The organism is Massilistercora timonensis (assembly GCF_048354975.1).
GTDB lineage: Bacteria > Bacillota > Clostridia > Lachnospirales > Lachnospiraceae > Massilistercora > Massilistercora timonensis.
In genome coordinates, this window is record NZ_DBGCJQ010000070.1 from 52,200 (window position 1) to 68,778 (window position 16,579).

Below are 16,579 nucleotides of genomic sequence, written 5' to 3' on the forward strand. Positions count from 1 at the left end.
GGGGGCCGGTCTGTGAGGATACGGGAGAGTAAGAGATGCTTCATTTTATTCTGTATGCTGGGATTCCTGGCTGGGATCCTGTATACCAATCTGTTGTCCCGGGATTATATTGCCAGCATGGGGAGTTTCAGCGATTATTTTCTGGAGCAGTACGGACAGACCAGTATTGATGGAGAGGAGTTTCTGTGGTTTGTCCTGCAAAAGAGGAGTCTTCCGCTGATCCTTGTCTGTGCCCTGGGCTGCACCAGGCTTCGAAGAGCGGTGGCGGTGGGGTTCCTGGCGTGGACAGGCTTTTCCGGCGGGATCCTGATGACCTCCGCAGTGCTGCAGACAGGGATCCGGGGGATCTTTTTGTGCCTGGCGGCTTTATTTCCCCATTTCCTTTTCTACGGGGCGGCGTGGGTGATCCTTCTGTGGTACTTCTTCCAGTATCCGAAGGTGGAATGGAACCGGATGAAAACCCTGGTTTTTTTTCTTCTTACGGCGGTGGGGGTATTGCTGGAGTGCTATGTGAACCCGGTGCTCCTGAAGTGGATGATCGGAAGCTTATAAGTGGGGACGTGGTATTTTTAAAAATACCACGTCCCCACTTAAGGTTAAAGGTTATGAAGAAACCTTCTGAAATTTGGATTTGGGCTGCCGGCAGATGGGGCAGGTATAGGAATCCGGGAGCTCTTCAAAAGGTGTCTCCCCGTCGTAGACGTAGCCGCAGACGCTGCATTTCCAGACTTCCTTCGCGGCCGGAGCGTCTTCTTCCGGCAGGTAGGTGGGCGCGTTTTTGGGGCTCTTGCCCTTGACCACCTGATGGTAATACGCGTAGGTCATGGGAGGATTGGAACCGATCACGTCCCCGTCCATTACTTCTCCCAGGAATACGGTGTGGGTAGAAGTCTCCATCTTGTCGATGACCCGGCAGACAATGTAGCCGCAGGAATCGGTGACGATGGGGAGGCCGCTTTCCATCCGGTAGTCGGCAGCGTCGAATTTATTTACGTTTTTCCCTGACTGGAAGCCGAAGTTGCCGATCAGGCCGGGATCCGACTCCTCAGACAGGATGGAGACGGCAAACTTACCAGAAGCGGCGATGCAGGAGTTGGTATAGTTGTCGTGGTTCATGCTGAGGGCGATGGTGGCAGGGGAAGAGGTGATCTGCATGACGCTGTTGGCGATACAGCCGGTGGGACGCTCCCCGTCCAGGGAAGAGATCACATAGACCCCGTAAGAAAGATTGCGAAACACTTTGGTATTCATAGGAACCTCCTTTTCTTTATCTTAGAAAAACAGTAATAGTTATCATTATAGTATCATGGAGCCGGAGTTTTTGCAAGAGAGTTGTAAGATATAGTTGTTGCCGGGATTTTCTTATGATAGAATGACTAAGTATGAAAACTGCAGTACAATAAGAAATGTTTTACGGATAAATGGAGGAGGAAGCAGCATGAAGAAAATGGTGGACCTGATCGGACAGGAACTGGCGGAAGCCTTTGAGAAGGCCGGATACGACCCGTCTTACGCCAAGGTGACCCTCTCAGACCGCCCGGATCTGTGCGAGTATCAGTGCAACGGGGCCATGGCGGGGGCCAGAGCTTACCATAAGGCGCCCTTTATGATCGCGGAGGATGTGATCGCCCATCTTGAGAAGCGGGAATGGATGGAGAAGGTGGAGGTGGTGAAGCCGGGCTTCATCAACATCCATGTAAATACAGACAAGACGGCAGCCTACTTAAACGCCATGAAGGAGGATGAGGGGCTGGGCCTTGAGAAGACGGATAAGCCTCAGACCATCGTTCTGGACTACGGCGGCCCCAATGTGGCCAAGCCTCTCCATGTGGGACATCTTCGCTCAGCCATCATCGGGGAGAGTGTGAAAAGGATCGCCCGCCGGATGGGGCACAAGGTGCTGGGAGACATCCATCTGGGCGACTGGGGCTATCAGATGGGGCTTATCATCACCGAGCTTCAGGAGCGCCAGCCGGACCTTCCTTATTTTCAGAAGGATTATGAGGGGGACTATCCCGCGGAGGCGCCCTTTACCATCGGAGAACTGGAGGAGATCTATCCTGCGGCCAGCGCAAGGGCCAAAGAGGATGAAGAGTACCGGGAGAGGGCGCTTCATGCCACCTACCTCCTGCAGAACGGAGACCGGGGCTGCCGGGCCATCTGGCAGCATATCATGCATGTTTCCGTGGCGGATCTGAAGAAGAACTATGCCAATCTGAATGTGGATTTTGACCTGTGGAAAGGGGAGTCTGACGCCCAGGCGGATATCCCGGATATGATCCGGCGGCTGAAGGAAGAGGGATATGCCCACACGGATCAGGGGGCTCTTGTGATCGACGTGCAGGAGGAATCCGATACCAAGGAAGTGCCGCCCTGTATGATCCAGAAGTCGGACGGCGCCTCCCTCTACGGGACCACTGATCTTGCCACTCTGGTCCAGAGGGAGAGGGACTATCACCCGGATCAGATCATCTATGTGGTGGATAAGCGCCAGGAACTGCATTTTGTCCAGGTGTTCCGGGCGGCCCGCAAGAGCGGCATCGTGCCGGAGGAGACCAGGCTTCGCTTCTTGGGATTTGGCACCATGAACGGCAAGGACGGGAAGCCTTTCAAGACCAGGGAAGGCGGCGTGATGCGCCTGGAGGTCCTGATCTCGGAGATCCAGGAAGAGATGTACAAGAAGATCACGGAGAATCGTACGGTGGAGGAGGCGGAGGCAAGACAGACCGCCGGCATCGTAGGGCTTTCTGCTATCAAGTACGGAGATCTGTCCAACCAGGCTTCCAAGGATTATGTGTTCGACGTGGACCGGTTTACCTCTTTTGAGGGTAATACCGGACCCTATATCCTGTATACCATCGTGCGGATCAAATCCATCCTGAATAAATACCAGGCGGAGGGAGCTGACCCGGACAAGGCTGTGATCCGGGGGACAGACGAGGAACTGACCCGGGCTCTGATGCTCAGCTGTGCCCGGTACAACGAGGTGATCGAGGGAGCCTATGAGGAGTTGGCGCCCCACAAGATCTGCGCCTATATCTATGACCTGGCAAATGATTTCAACCGGTTCTACCATGAGACAAGGATCCTGGCGGAGGAAGATCAGGAGAAGAAGGAAAGCTATATCGCCCTTCTGGTGCTTACCAGAAAGGTACTGGAAGCCTGCATTGACATGCTGGGCTTTGAGGCTCCGGAGAGGATGTAGGCCATGGAGAAAGAGAAGACGACCAGGCGGCTGTATTATGAGGACAGCCATCAGAGAGAATTTGACGGAGAGGTACTGGCCTGTGAGACGGAGGGGGAAGCGTTCCAGGTGCTGCTGGACCAGACTGCTTTCTTCCCGGAAGGAGGCGGCCAGTATGCAGATACCGGCGTGCTGAACGGGGTCCGGGTGCTGGATGTAAAAGACCGGAAGGGGATGATCTGGCATAAGACGGAAGGACCTCTGGAGCCGGGGACCAGGGTTCACGGGATTATTGACTGGGAGCAGCGTTTCGACCGGATGCAGCAGCACACGGGGGAACACATTGTCTCCGGTCTGGTCCATCAGCGGTTTGGCTATGACAATGTAGGCTTCCATCTGGGGGAAGACTACTGTACCATGGATTTTAGCGGTCCCATTTCCAGAGACCAGTTAAAAGAGATCGAGAGAGAAGCCAACCGGGCAGTGTTCGCCGATCTCCCGGTGACCGTTTTCTATCCGTCGAAAGAGGAACTGGAAGACCTGGAATACCGAAGCAAGATCGAGATCCAGGGACAGGTGCGTCTGGTCTCCATCCCGGGATACGACCTGTGCGCCTGCTGCGCTCCCCATATGGCTCATACCGGGGAGATCGGCCTTATCAAGCTGGTAAATATGATCAATTACAAGGGAGGCCAGCGGGTGACGCTGCTGGCAGGAATGCGTGCCCTTAAGGATTATGAGGAGAAGGAGGCGGGGACAAAGGCGATCTCTGCCCTTCTGTGCGCCAAAGAGGATCAGGTGGCCCAGGCAGTGGAGCATCTGAAGGAAGAACAGGCGGCCCTGAAGCAGAGACAGGTGGCCCTGCAGAGAAAGCTGCTTCGCTACCTGGCACAAGAGATCCTGCCGGAGGAACCGGTGACGGCGGTATTTCCGGAAGACCTGGAAGGAGACGCTCCCCGGGAACTGATGAACCTTGTGGTAGAAAGAGGGGCGAACGTCTGCGCTGTGTTTGTGAAGACCCGGGAGGGGTTCCGCTATGTGATCGGAAGCAGGGAGGAAGACGTGCGGCCTTTGTGCCGGCAGCTTAATGAGAAGTTCGCCGGGAGAGGCGGCGGAAAGCCGGAGATGGTCCAGGGATCCCTGACGGCAGGGGACAAAGAAGAGATCTGCGCCTTTTGCCGGGATTACACCGGGGCCTAATGGATAAGAAAGGGGCTATAAGATGACGAGAGGACAGAAAGCCCTGGGGACGTTGGCCATGTTTCTTTTGATCCTGGCCCTTTTGATCACCAGTTTCCAGCTGGCGATCTACGGGGATCCCCAGTATGGATTCTATGAGACGGAATATGAGAAATATCAGGTGACCAAATCCCTTGGTATGGAGATGGGAGATGTGATGGAAGTGACCGATCACATGATGGCCTATCTTATCGGGGAAGAGGAAGAACTGTCCATTGTCACCCGGGTGGACGGGCAGGAACAGGATTTCTTCAATGAGCAGGACCGCCTCCACATGGCGGATGTAAAGAACCTTTTCCTGGGCGGGCTTAGGCTTCGCACCGGCTGCCTTCTGGCGGCCGTGGTTTTGCTGGTGATCCTGGGAGCGGGGAAGGCGGATCTTAAGAAGTTCCTGCCGGGCTGTTATTTCCGGGCGTTTGGAGTCTTCCTTGGCGTGGCCGTTTTTCTGGCCATTGCCTTTGCAGTGGATTTCACCCGCTGTTTCACCATTTTCCATGAGATTTTTTTCACCAACGATCTGTGGATCTTTGATCCGGCCACAGATTATATGATCCGGATGCTGCCGGAAGGATTTTTCGCGGATATGGTGGCCCGGATCGGGGGGATCTTCCTGGGGATGCTGGCGGTTCTTTTCCTTTTGTTCTTCTTTCTGCGGCGGATGTCCGGGAAGAAAAAAGGGGAAAATCTGTAAGATCCGTTGTGCGGACTAAAATCCGCATGTTATAATAAAAAGAGTAAGCAAATGGCTTAAGACATTAAATGGAGGAAAAGCGATGAGTATGGTAAGACGAGTGTACGTGGAGAAAAAGCCGGGATTTGCCGTGCAGGCAGAGGAACTGAAGCACGAGATCCAGAGTTATCTGGGACTGGGAGACGTGACCGGCGTGCGGGTGCTGATCCGCTACGATGTGGAGGATCTGTCGGAAGATACTTTTGAGAAGGCCTGCAGGGGAATTTTCGCAGAGCCTCCGGTGGACAGGCTCTATCTGGAAGAATTTCCAAAAGAAGAAGGCGACCGGGTCTTCTCCGTGGAGTTCCTTCCGGGACAGTTTGACCAGCGGGCGGATTCCGCGGTCCAGTGCGTCCAGTTTATCCGGGAGGATGAGACGCCGGTGATCCACACGGCCACTACCTATGTGATCCAGGGCTGCATTTCCGATGAGGAGTTCGCGGCCATCCGGAACCACTGCATCAATCCGGTGGATTCCAGAGAGGCGGGCGAAGAGAAGCCGGATACCCTGGTGACCAGGTTCGACGAGCCGGCGGACGTGATCGTATTTGACGGATTCAAGGACATGGACGAGGAGGATTTAAAGGAGCTCTATGATTCTCTTGGACTTGCCATGACATTCAAAGATTTTCTCCATATTCAGAATTATTTCCGGGGGGAGGAGAAGAGAGACCCCTCTATGACGGAGATCCGGGTGCTGGATACCTACTGGTCGGATCACTGCCGTCACACTACTTTTTCCACAGAGCTTACGGAAGTATCCTTCGGGGAAGGGGATTACCGCAAGCCCATGGAAGATACCTACCGGCAGTATCTCCATGACCACAGCGAGATCTTCCGGGGGAGAGAGGATAAGTTTGTCTGCCTGATGGATCTGGCGCTGATGGCAATGCGCAGGCTGAAAAAGGAAGGAAAGCTGGAGGACCAGGAAGAGTCTGAGGAGATCAATGCCTGCAGTATCGTGGTTCCCGTAGAAGTGGACGGGGTGGAAGAAGAGTGGCTGGTGAACTTTAAGAACGAGACCCACAACCATCCCACTGAGATCGAGCCTTTCGGAGGAGCGGCCACCTGTCTTGGCGGAGCCATCCGGGATCCCCTGTCCGGCCGTACCTATGTGTACCAGGCCATGCGTGTGACGGGTGCGGCGGATCCCACCGTCTCCATGGAAGAGACCATGAAAGGAAAGATGCCTCAGAAGAAGCTGGTGCGGGAGGCAGCGCACGGATACAGTTCCTACGGAAACCAGATCGGCCTTGCCACCGGAGCGGTGAAGGAGATCTATCATCCGGATTATGTGGCGAAACGAATGGAGATCGGAGCAGTCCTGGGCGCGGCGCCGCGCCGTGCGGTGATCCGGGAGATATCATTATCCTGCTGGGCGGACGGACCGGGCGGGACGGCTGCGGCGGAGCCACCGGTTCCTCCAAGGTCCATACAGAGGAGTCCATCGAGACCTGCGGCGCGGAGGTACAGAAGGGAAATCCGCCTACCGAGCGGAAGATCCAGCGCCTGTTCCGCAGGGAAGAGGTAAGCTGTCTCATCAAGAAATGTAATGACTTTGGCGCCGGCGGCGTCTCTGTTGCCATCGGAGAGCTGGCCGACGGGCTTCGGGTAGATCTGGATCAGGTGCCGAAGAAATACGCCGGCCTGGACGGGACGGAGATCGCTATCTCCGAGTCCCAGGAGCGGATGGCGGTTGTGGTTGATCCCAAAGATGTGGAAGCATTTCTTGGCTACGCCAGGGAAGAGAACCTGGAGGCGACGAAGGTTGCGGTGGTAACGGAAGAGCCCCGTCTGGTACTTGTCTGGAGGGGGAAGGAGATCGTGAATCTCTCCCGCGCTTTCCTGGATACCAACGGCGCTCACCAGGAGACGAAAGTGGCGGTGGATATTCCAAGCCGCGGAGACAGCATCCTGGGAAGAGTGGAAGTAGAAGACGTGCGGGCCAAATGGCTTGGCACCTTAAGAGACCTGAATGTGTGCTCCCAGAAGGGATTAGTGGAGATGTTCGACGGCTCCATCGGAGCTGGTTCCGTCTTCATGCCTCACGGAGGAAAATATCAGATGACCGAGACCCAGGCCATGGTGGCCAAGCTTCCGGTGCTGAAAGGGGACTGCGACACCGTGACCATGATGAGTTATGGATTTGATCCCTATCTGTCTTCCTGGAGCCCCTATCACGGAGCCATCTACGCAGTGACCGAGTCGGTGGCCAAGATCGTGGCGGCCGGCGGAGACTACCGGAAGATCCGGTTTACCTTCCAGGAGTACTTCCGGCGGATGACGGAGGATCCCCATCGCTGGAGCCAGCCTTTTGCGGCGCTTCTGGGTGCCTATAACGCCCAGCTGGGATTCGGGCTTCCCTCCATCGGAGGAAAAGACAGTATGTCCGGAACCTTCGAGGAGATCGACGTGCCGCCCACCCTGGTTTCCTTCGCGGTGGATGTGGCCAAAGAGAAGGATATCATCACGCCGGAACTTAAGAAAGCAGGAAGCAAGCTTGTTTGGGTGCGTATCGACAAGGATGAATACGACGTTCCGGTTTATGAAAAAGTAATGGAGCAGTACGGGAAACTGGCAGAAGACATCAAGGCAGGCCGGGTGCTGTCAGCCTATGTGACCGACCGGCATGGCGTGATCGCGGCGGTGAGCAAGATGGCCTTTGGAAACGGCATGGGTGTGAAGATCGAGCATTCCATGGATCCAAGAGATCTGTTTGCCCCGGCATTTGGGGAGATCGTGGCGGAAGTGGCAGACGGGAAGGTAGGCGAGCTGGCAGTCAGCTACACGGTGATCGGCGAGGTTACCGATGAGGGCGCGTTTACCTATGGAGACGTGACTATTCCTCTTGATGAGGCGGAGGCAGCCTGGACGGGTACTCTGGAGAAGGTATTCCCCACCACCTCCGGTGGAGTGAGTGAATTTAAGGAAGATCTTCTGGCCGGTGTTCAGTCAGAAGAGGCGGCCGGGGGAAGCCTTCGGGAGGACGGCTGCTTTGAGGCTTCCAAGGTTCATGTGTGCAGCCACAAGATCGGGCAGCCCACCGTATTTATCCCGGTATTCCCGGGAACCAACTGTGAGTTCGACAGCGCCAGGGCCTTTGAACGGGCCGGGGCGAAGACGGTGGTTAAAGTGTTCCGGAACCTTGACGCGGCGGATATCATTGACTCGGTAGCGGTATTTGAGAAGGCTATCAATGAGGCCCAGATCATCATGTTCCCGGGCGGATTCAGCGCGGGAGACGAGCCGGACGGTTCAGCCAAGTTCTTTGCCACCGCATTCCAGAACGCGAAGCTGAAAGAGGCTGTGGAGCGGCTTTTGAATGAGCGGGACGGACTGGCTCTTGGAATCTGCAACGGGTTCCAGGCGCTGATCAAGCTGGGTCTGGTTCCTTCCGGGAAGATCACCGGACAGACAGAAGACTCCCCAACCCTGACCTACAATACCATTGGCCGGCACATTTCCAAGATGGTATATACCAAGGTGGTGACCAACAAGTCACCCTGGCTTGCCGGGGCCAAGCTTGGCGGCGTCTATGTGAATCCGGCCTCCCACGGAGAAGGACGGTTCGTGGCGCCCCAGGAGACCATCAGGGAGCTTTTCGCCAACGGACAGGTGGCCACCCGCTACTGTGATCCGGAAGGAAACATCTGTGTAGGAGATGAGAACTGGAATGTGAACGGCTCCTACATGGCCATCGAAGGCATTACCAGCCCGGATGGCCGGGTATTTGGCAAGATGGCTCACGCGGAACGGCGGGGACGCTCCGTGACAGTGAACATTTACGGAGAGCAGGATCTGAAGATTTTTGAGTCCGGCGTGAAATATTTCCGATAGAATGAATCATTTGCGGAAGATTGTTGCAAAGAAAAACGAGAAAAAGCAACATTCTTCCGCAAATTTATTTTTAAATGCAGGAACGGGATAAGAAAATTGCAAAAAAGTGAAAAAACTTCTTGTGTTCCGGCAGAAAATCTTTTAAAATAATAAATGGTTTGAAAACCGGAAGGAATTAAGTCATAGGAGGTAGAAGAGTTATGTCATATGTTGATGAAGTCCTGGAAAAAGTAGTGGCCAAAAACCCTGCGGAGCCGGAGTTTCACCAGGCGGTGAAGGAAGTTCTGGAGTCTCTGCGTGTAGTGATCGAGGCCAACGAGGAAAAGTACAGAAAAGAAGCGCTTCTTGAGCGGCTGGTTGAGCCGGAGCGCCAGATCAAGTTCCGGGTTCCGTGGGTGGACGATGCGGGACAGGTTCAGGTAAACACCGGTTACCGTGTACAGTTCAACAGCGCCATCGGACCATACAAGGGAGGCCTGCGCCTTCACCCCTCTGTAAACCTGGGGATCATCAAGTTCCTTGGATTCGAGCAGGTATTTAAGAATTCCCTTACCGGACTGCCCATCGGCGGCGGTAAGGGCGGATCTGATTTCGATCCAAAGGGCAAATCTGACAGAGAAGTGATGGCTTTCTGCCAGAGCTTTATGACAGAACTTTGCAAATATATCGGCGCGGATACCGACGTTCCGGCAGGAGATATCGGTACCGGCGCAAGAGAGATCGGCTATCTCTTCGGGCAGTACAAGCGGATCAAAGGCCTGTATGAAGGCGTGCTCACCGGCAAGGGCCTGACCTACGGCGGATCTCTTGCAAGAACCGAGGCTACCGGATACGGACTTCTGTATCTTACCGAGGAGCTTCTGAAGATCAACGGCAAAGAGCTGAAAGGCAAGACCGTTGCCATCTCCGGTTCCGGAAATGTTGCGATCTACGCCACAGAGAAGGCGCAGCAGCTGGGAGCCAAGGTAGTGACCGCCAGCGACTCCACCGGATGGGTATACGATCCGGACGGAATCGATGTGGCCGCGCTTAAAGAGATCAAGGAAGTAAACCGGGCAAGACTGACCGAGTACAAGAAATACCGTCCCAATTCCGAGTATCACGAGGGCCGTGGCGTATGGTCCGTGAAAGTGGATATCGCTCTTCCCTGCGCGACTCAGAACGAGCTGCACCTGGAAGACGCCAAGATGCTGGTGGAGAACGGCTGCTTCGCAGTAGCTGAAGGCGCAAACATGCCTACCACCATGGAGGCTACCCAGTATCTGCAGGAGCACGGAGTCCTCTTTGCGCCCGGCAAGGCCGCAAACGCCGGCGGCGTGGCAACCTCCGCGCTGGAGATGTCCCAGAACAGCGAGCGGTTAAGCTGGACTTTCGAAGAAGTAGACAGCAAGCTGAAGAACATTATGGTGAACATCTGCCACAATATGGCAGACGCCGCAGAGCGTTACGGCATGCCCGGCAACTATGTGGCAGGCGCCAATATCGCGGGATTTGAGAAAGTCGTAAACGCCATGGAGGCACAGGGAATCGTATAAATTTTTTTCAAGTGGGGACGTGGTATTTTTAAAAATACCACGTCCCAGATTGAAAATACCCTGTCCCCTTTTAGAAAAATGAAAAAAGGTGTTGACAATCTTCGTCAACCAATAGTATAATAGCAAAGCGGGTTCGAGATAAGGAACTCGAAAGTATATGGGGTCTTAGCTCAGCTGGGAGAGCATCTGCCTTACAAGCAGAGGGTCATAGGTTCGAGCCCTATAGGCCCCATATCCATGTAATATGGCGGAATAGCTCAGTTGGCTAGAGCACACGGTTCATACCCGTGGTGTCGCTGGTTCAAATCCAGTTTCCGCTACTGGGAAGAGCCCTCTTATAAGGAGGGTTCTTTTTTTGTATTTAGGAAATGTCCCTTGCAATCTGCCGCTTGTCTGGGATTCTTCCATATGCTATAATAATCGGGAAATTGGAGCGTGGGCCTTATTAGGGCGGCACACAGGACGAAGGAGGATATTCTATGAGCAGAAGCCGTGTGTTTTTCAGAGTGATCGTGGGAGGATATCTGGCCTACACAGGGTTCTCCCTGGCCGGGAGGGCTCTTTCTGAGAGACCGGACAATTATATCATATACACCATCGTGGGAATTTTGTTCCTGATCGCGGGCGTGGCCTGGTGCGCCAGCGCGCTGATCCGGATCGCCAAACACGATTATGTGGACAATTATGCAGATGACGAGCCTGAGATCGAGGATGACACCGACACAGAGAAGAAAGACGAGGAATCATAATGCGGATCGGAATGGGATATGACGTGCACAGACTGACGGAAGGAAGAGACCTGATCCTGGGAGGCGTGAAGATCCCCTATGAGAAGGGGCTTCTCGGGCACTCTGATGCGGATGTGCTCCTCCATGCGGTGATGGACGCCCTTTTGGGCGCGGCGGCGCTGGGAGATATCGGGAAGCATTTCCCGGACACGGACCCTGCCTATGAAGGAGCTTCCAGCATGAGGCTCCTGGAGCATGTGGGGAAGCTTCTGGAGGAGCGGCTCTATGTGGTGGAGAATATCGACGCCACCATTATCGCCCAGAGGCCTAAGATGGCGCCACACATCTGGGAAATGCGCCGGAATATCGCGGCGGCCCTTCACCTGGAGTTAGATCAGGTCAATGTGAAGGCTACCACGGAAGAAGGACTTGGCTTTACCGGAACCGGAGAGGGCATCTCCGCCCAGGCGGTGGCCTGTCTGGATTCCATACGAAATTACAGCTATCCGGTAGGGGGAGACTGCGGAAACTGCGGCGGCTGTCCCAACGCGGCGGATCAATAGGACAGGATAAGAAGGGAAGTAAAATGGAAATCCGAAAACTGGAGCCACAGGAACACGGGAAGACAAGAGCCTTGTATGAGGAAGTCTTTTCTGAGGACAGTCGTTCTTTTGTGGACTACTATTATACAGAGAAGACCAGGGATAATCAGATCTATGTAGTGGAGGAGGCAGGAGAGATCCAGGCCATGCTTCACCTGAACCCTTATACCCTAATGGTGAACGGCAGCAGGAAAGCGGCTCATTATATCGTGGCGGTAGCCACCCGGAAAGAGTACCGGGGGAGAGGGTATATGGCCGCCCTTCTTAAGCAGGCCCTTACCGATATGTATCAGGCGGGGGAGAGTTTTACCTTTCTTATGCCGGCGGCGGAGGCCATCTATCTGCCCCATGATTTCCGGACGGTGTATGAGCAGCAGCGGAAATTCTGTTCGGAGGAAGAATACAGACAGGCGCCCGGCCCGGCGTCTGAGGATCCGGGGATCCTTGTAAGCAAGGCGAAGGAAGAAGAATCAGAGGAGCTGGCAGAGGCGGCCAACGGCTGGCTTGGGGAACATTTCCAGGTGTATGCCCTCCGGGATGCGGCCTATTACCGCAGACTGCAGAAGGAATATGCCAGCGACGGCGGCTGTCTGATGATCGAGAGAGAAAATGGAGTGATCACAGGCTGCCGGACTTATATGCCGGGGGAGACCGGGGAGGAGAAGCCAAAGATCATGATCCGTATCACAGACCTGCGGCGGATGCTGATGTCCCTGCGGCTGAAAAGCCTGATGGCAGTCTGCTTTCAGGTGACGGATCCCATCCTTCCGGAGAACAACCGGTGCCTGGTCCTTACAGGAACGGAGTTCTCCGGTGTGATGCTGATGGACGGAAAGCAGGAGAACAGCGAAGGGACCATCCCCATCGGGGCGCTGGGAAGCTTCCTGTTTGGCGCTGAGACGGTGGAAGAACTGGCCCGGGAGCCCGGGGTGGAGATGACGGAGCGGATGAAGCAGGAGATGAAAAAGATCATCCCCCTTGATAAAATTTACCTGAATGAGACGGTGTAAATTAACAATTGACAAATCCGGGGATTTCCCATATGATATATGCTATATAAGGCAAAGGCGCTGAGCGGAAAGAGTAGCAGAGGACGGACCTGAAAGAGAGAAACTGTCACCGGCTGAAAGCAGTTTTCAGAGAAATCGCTGTGAAGTGCATCCGGGAGCCTGCCTGGTGAACGATTTTTGTTCCAGTAGCCGGGCACGTTTTACACACGTTACGTGTATCGAGTGGAGGACCGCGCGGCGATCAGGGCGGGTGATCCTCTATAAGAGTGGAACCGCGGAGCCAGACTTCGTCTCTTGTGTACTTTTAGGTACAGAGACGGAGTTTTTTTATTTGCGAAGCAGAAACCAGAAGTCATAGCAGTGAAGGAGAGAAGAAATATGGGAATTTTATCTTATATCCGAGAAGAGATCCAGGTGATCCGGGAACGGGACCCGGCCATCAAGTCTAACATGGAGGTGTTCTTATACCCCAGCTTTAAAGCCATCCTGCGCTACCGGCTGGCACATAAGCTGTATCTTAAGAAGCATTACTTCCTGGCCCGCTGGATCTCCCAGAGGGCGGTGCGAAAGACGGGCATTGAGATCCACCCGGGAGCCACCATCGGGAAGGGCCTGTTCATCGACCACGGAAGCGGTGTGATCATCGGGGAGACGGCGGAGCTTGGAGACAACGTGACTCTCTACCAGGGAGTGACCCTGGGAGGGACCGGCAAGGAGCAGGGCAAGCGCCACCCCACCCTGAAGGATAATGTGATGGTCAGCGCCGGCGCCAAGGTGCTGGGATCCTTCACCATCGGGGAAAACTCCAAAATCGGCGCAGGTTCGGTGGTACTTAAAGAGGTGCCGCCAAACTGTACGGTGGTGGGCGTCCCCGGACGGGTGGTGAAGATGGGTGACCAGAAGATCCCCCGGATGGATCTGGACCAGATCCATCTGCCGGATCCCATCAGCAACGATATCCGGGAACTGCAGGCGGATAACCTGCGGCTTCACAGCCGGATCCTGGAGATGGAGAAGCATATGAAATGTATGCAGGAACAGAATGTCAAGATCTTAAATGAGGAGGAAATAGAAGAACATGAAGCTGTATAACACACTGACTAAGAGAAAAGAAGAATTCGTCCCCCTGGAGCCGGGGAAGGTGAAAATGTATGTCTGCGGCCCCACAGTCTATAACTTCATCCATATCGGGAACGCAAGGCCTATGATCGTGTTTGACACGGTGCGCCGGTATTTTGAGTACAAGGGATATGATGTGAACTACGTGTCCAACTTTACTGACGTGGACGACAAGATCATCAACAAAGCCATTGAGGAAGGAGTATCCGCCCAGGAGATCTCCGAGCGGTACATCAGGGAGTGCAAGAAGGATATGGAGGGCATGAACGTAAAGCCTGCCACTACCCATCCCCTGGCCACCCAGGAGATCTGCGGCATGGTGGAGATGATCCAGACTCTGATCGACAAGGGCTATGCCTATGAGAAGAACGGAACCGTTTACTTCCGCACCCGTCAGTTCAAGGAGTATGGGAAGTTGTCCCACAAGAACCTGGATGACCTGCGTTCCGGCGAGCGTTCTCTTCTGGTGACCGGCGAGGACGAGAAAGAAGATCCCCTGGATTTCGTGCTGTGGAAGCCAAAGAAAGAAGGAGAGCCTGCCTGGGAGTCGCCCTGGAGCGACGGCCGTCCCGGCTGGCATATCGAGTGTTCTGTAATGTCCAGGAAATATCTGGGCGAGCAGATCGACATCCACGCCGGCGGCGAAGACCTGATCTTCCCCCATCATGAGAATGAGATCGCCCAGAGCGAAGCGGCCAACGGCAAAGAATTTGCCCACTACTGGCTGCACAACGCTTTCCTGAACATTGACAACCGGAAGATGAGCAAATCCCTGGGCAACTTCCGCACAGTGCGGGAGATCAGTGAGCAGTATGACCTGCAGGTGCTGCGGTTCTTCATGCTCAGCGCCCATTACAGAAGTCCGCTGAATTTCAGCGCCCAGCTGATGGAATCTTCCAAAAGCGGCCTGGAGCGGATCGTGAACGCGGCGGAGAACCTGAAGTTCTGGATGAAAAATGGAAAGACAGAGGCCCAGACAGAGGAAGAGGCCAAATGCTTCGCTCAGACCGATGCCTTTGTGGAGGCATTTGAGAAGGCCATGGACGATGATTTCAACACGGCGGACGCCCTGGCGGCAGTCTTTGAACTGGTGAAATTCATCAACACCAGCGCGGATGAGAACAGCTCCAGAGAGTATCTCCAGAACCTGCTGGATCGCCTGCGGACGCTGACAGACGTGCTGGGCCTGATCGTGGATAAGGAAGAAGAGCTTCTGGATGAAGAGATCGAGAAGCTGATCGAAGAGCGCCAGGCGGCAAGAAAGGCAAAGGACTTCAAACGGGCGGATGAGATCCGGGATGAGCTGGCGGCAAAAGGGATCATTCTGGAGGATACCAGAGAGGGAGTAAAATGGAAAAAAGCGTAACATGGCAGTTTGACACCCTTCTTAAGGAGACCTTTCAGCTGCCGGAGGGAAAGCCGGGAGAATATTCTCCCCTGGTGCTTGCCTATCTTGGGGACGCGATCTATGATCTGATCATCCGCACCCTGGTGGTGGGGGACGGCAACCGGCAGGTGAAGAAGCTGCACAAGGCTACCAGCGCTCTTGTGCAGGCTTCTGCCCAGTCCCGGATGATGGAGGCCATCGAAGAGCTTCTCACGGAGGAAGAGGAAGGGGTTTACCGAAGAGGCAGGAACGCTAAAAGCTTTTCCACTGCCAAGAACCAGTCTCTTAAGGATTACCACCGGGCCACCGGATTCGAGGCGCTTCTTGGCTGGCTCTATCTTAAGCAGGACTGGGGGCGGCTGCTGGAGCTGGTGAAGGCAGGGCTTGACCATGAGAAGGGACAAAATGAGTAAGCAAAGAGACAGAGGGAAAGAGGAACCGATGACCATGGAACATTATCAGGAAGAAAAAGAAAACCGGATCGAGGGCAGGAACGCGGTGCTGGAGGCGATCCGGGCGGACCGGACCATAGAACGGCTCTACGTCCAGGACGGGTGCAAGGACGGCCCGGTGCAGACCATTTTAAGAGAGGCGAAAAAACGGGGCATTCAGGTGCAGTTTGTGGATAAGGCAAGGTTGTCCCGGCTGTCCCAGACCGGGAAGCACCAGGGGGTGATCGCGGACGCGGCAGCCTATGCCTATGCCCAGGTGGAGGATATGCTGGCCCTGGCAAGAGAGCGGGGGGAAGATCCCTTCCTGATCCTTCTGGACAATATTGAAGACCCTCATAACCTGGGGGCCATTATCCGGACTGCCAACCTGGCAGGAGCCCACGGGGTGATCATCCCCAAGCGGCGGGCAGTGGGGCTTACCGCCACGGTAGCCAGAACCTCCGCGGGAGCTTTGAACTACACGCCGGTGGCCCGGGTCACCAACCTGGTGAAGACCATGGAGGAGTTAAAGGAGCAGGGGATCTGGTTTGTCTGCGCGGATATGGACGGAGAGCCCATGTACCGGCTGAACCTTACCGGCCCCATCGGTCTTGTGATCGGCAATGAAGGGGAAGGCGTGGGCCGGCTGGTGAGGGAGACCTGTGATTTTATCGCCTCCATCCCCATGAAGGGGGAGATCGACTCCCTGAATGCTTCCGTGGCAGCAGGAGTGCTGGCCTATGAGATCGTCCGGCAGCGGCTGGGATAAAAAAAGAA

General features: G+C 54.9%; 13 protein-coding genes, 2 tRNA genes, 1 pseudogene and 1 other annotated feature. Of the genes and pseudogenes, 15 read left to right on the forward strand and 1 reads right to left on the reverse strand.

All coding sequences use genetic code 11. The features are described 5' to 3' along the window. Positions 1-12 precede the first annotated feature (12 nt). Entirely contained in the window at positions 13-552 is a 540-nt protein-coding gene (locus tag ACML7B_RS06555; protein ID WP_418540028.1) for a stage II sporulation protein M, read from the forward strand. Positions 553-603: 51 nt separating this feature from the next. Here ACML7B_RS06555 and ACML7B_RS06560 read toward each other — a convergent pair whose 3' ends face one another. Continuing rightward, the gene (locus tag ACML7B_RS06560) at positions 604-1,251 is read right to left on the reverse strand and encodes a flavin reductase (protein WP_418540029.1); all 648 of its coding nucleotides are present in this window, start codon (positions 1,249-1,251) and stop codon (positions 604-606) included. 187 nt (positions 1,252-1,438) lie between these two features. On the opposite strand from ACML7B_RS06560, the gene argS reads away from it, so the two are divergent. From argS to rlmB, 14 genes and pseudogenes are all read left to right on the forward strand, one after another. After that, positions 1,439-3,205: an arginine--tRNA ligase gene (gene argS / locus ACML7B_RS06565; RefSeq protein WP_418540031.1), complete on the forward strand. Its 1,767-nt coding sequence runs from the start codon at positions 1,439-1,441 to the stop codon at positions 3,203-3,205. Positions 3,206-3,208: 3 nt separating this feature from the next. Then, entirely contained in the window at positions 3,209-4,384 is a 1,176-nt protein-coding gene (locus ACML7B_RS06570; RefSeq protein WP_418540034.1) for an alanyl-tRNA editing protein, read from the forward strand. 22 nt (positions 4,385-4,406) lie between these two features. Beyond that, a complete protein-coding gene (locus ACML7B_RS06575) occupies positions 4,407-5,114 on the forward strand; it encodes a TIGR01906 family membrane protein (RefSeq protein WP_418540037.1) in 708 nt (235 codons plus the stop codon). Between the two features lie 82 nt (positions 5,115-5,196). Next, positions 5,197-8,990 (forward strand): annotated as a pseudogene (locus ACML7B_RS06580) (phosphoribosylformylglycinamidine synthase). Between the two features lie 200 nt (positions 8,991-9,190). Beyond that, positions 9,191-10,525, forward strand: a complete 1,335-nt coding sequence (gene gdhA, locus ACML7B_RS06585) for an NADP-specific glutamate dehydrogenase (protein WP_346708255.1) — start codon at positions 9,191-9,193, stop codon at positions 10,523-10,525. A 159-nt stretch (positions 10,526-10,684) separates the two neighbouring features. Further along, positions 10,685-10,757 (forward strand) — tRNA-Val (locus tag ACML7B_RS06590). A 14-nt stretch (positions 10,758-10,771) separates the two neighbouring features. Next, positions 10,772-10,845 (forward strand) — tRNA-Met (locus ACML7B_RS06595). 159 nt (positions 10,846-11,004) lie between these two features. Further along, positions 11,005-11,274, forward strand: coding sequence for a hypothetical protein (locus ACML7B_RS06600; RefSeq protein WP_106790421.1), 270 nt, complete (start codon positions 11,005-11,007; stop codon positions 11,272-11,274). Further along, on the forward strand, positions 11,274-11,816 hold the full coding sequence (ispF, locus tag ACML7B_RS06605; protein WP_418540040.1) for a 2-C-methyl-D-erythritol 2,4-cyclodiphosphate synthase: 543 nt from the start codon (positions 11,274-11,276) through the stop codon (positions 11,814-11,816). Before ACML7B_RS06600 ends, ispF begins: the two co-directional genes overlap by 1 nt. 23 nt (positions 11,817-11,839) lie before the next feature. Further along, positions 11,840-12,865, forward strand: a complete 1,026-nt coding sequence (locus ACML7B_RS06610) for a GNAT family N-acetyltransferase (RefSeq protein WP_346708258.1) — start codon at positions 11,840-11,842, stop codon at positions 12,863-12,865. A 51-nt stretch (positions 12,866-12,916) separates the two neighbouring features. Continuing rightward, positions 12,917-13,163: a binding site (T-box leader), on the forward strand. An 80-nt stretch (positions 13,164-13,243) separates the two neighbouring features. Next, entirely contained in the window at positions 13,244-13,957 is a 714-nt protein-coding gene (gene epsC / locus ACML7B_RS06615) for a serine O-acetyltransferase EpsC (RefSeq protein WP_346708259.1), read from the forward strand. Then, positions 13,944-15,350 (forward strand): cysteine--tRNA ligase, encoded by a 1,407-nt coding sequence (gene cysS, locus ACML7B_RS06620; protein WP_418540043.1) that lies wholly within the window; start codon positions 13,944-13,946, stop codon positions 15,348-15,350. The genes epsC and cysS overlap by 14 nt, the downstream gene beginning before the upstream one ends. After that, positions 15,335-15,784 carry a Mini-ribonuclease 3 gene (locus ACML7B_RS06625; protein WP_418540045.1) on the forward strand — a complete coding sequence of 150 codons (450 nt, stop codon included), beginning with the start codon at positions 15,335-15,337 and terminating at the stop codon, positions 15,782-15,784. The genes cysS and ACML7B_RS06625 overlap by 16 nt, the downstream gene beginning before the upstream one ends. 34 nt (positions 15,785-15,818) lie before the next feature. Continuing rightward, on the forward strand, positions 15,819-16,571 hold the full coding sequence (rlmB, locus tag ACML7B_RS06630; protein ID WP_418540048.1) for a 23S rRNA (guanosine(2251)-2'-O)-methyltransferase RlmB: 753 nt from the start codon (positions 15,819-15,821) through the stop codon (positions 16,569-16,571). Positions 16,572-16,579: the final 8 nt, after the last annotated feature.

Coding starts and splice junctions, on each gene's coding strand:
- cysS (WP_418540043.1), top strand. CDS start 13,944: ATGAAGCTGTATAACACACTGACTAAGAGAAAAGAAGAATTCGTCCCC.
- ACML7B_RS06575 (WP_418540037.1), top strand. CDS start 4,407: ATGACGAGAGGACAGAAAGCCCTGGGGACGTTGGCCATGTTTCTTTTG.
- ACML7B_RS06560 (WP_418540029.1), bottom strand. CDS start 1,251: ATGAATACCAAAGTGTTTCGCAATCTTTCTTACGGGGTCTATGTGATC.
- ACML7B_RS06600 (WP_106790421.1), top strand. CDS start 11,005: ATGAGCAGAAGCCGTGTGTTTTTCAGAGTGATCGTGGGAGGATATCTG.
- epsC (WP_346708259.1), top strand. CDS start 13,244: ATGGGAATTTTATCTTATATCCGAGAAGAGATCCAGGTGATCCGGGAA.
- ACML7B_RS06570 (WP_418540034.1), top strand. CDS start 3,209: ATGGAGAAAGAGAAGACGACCAGGCGGCTGTATTATGAGGACAGCCAT.
- rlmB (WP_418540048.1), top strand. CDS start 15,819: ATGGAACATTATCAGGAAGAAAAAGAAAACCGGATCGAGGGCAGGAAC.
- gdhA (WP_346708255.1), top strand. CDS start 9,191: ATGTCATATGTTGATGAAGTCCTGGAAAAAGTAGTGGCCAAAAACCCT.
- ispF (WP_418540040.1), top strand. CDS start 11,274: ATGCGGATCGGAATGGGATATGACGTGCACAGACTGACGGAAGGAAGA.
- argS (WP_418540031.1), top strand. CDS start 1,439: ATGAAGAAAATGGTGGACCTGATCGGACAGGAACTGGCGGAAGCCTTT.
- ACML7B_RS06610 (WP_346708258.1), top strand. CDS start 11,840: ATGGAAATCCGAAAACTGGAGCCACAGGAACACGGGAAGACAAGAGCC.
- ACML7B_RS06625 (WP_418540045.1), top strand. CDS start 15,335: ATGGAAAAAAGCGTAACATGGCAGTTTGACACCCTTCTTAAGGAGACC.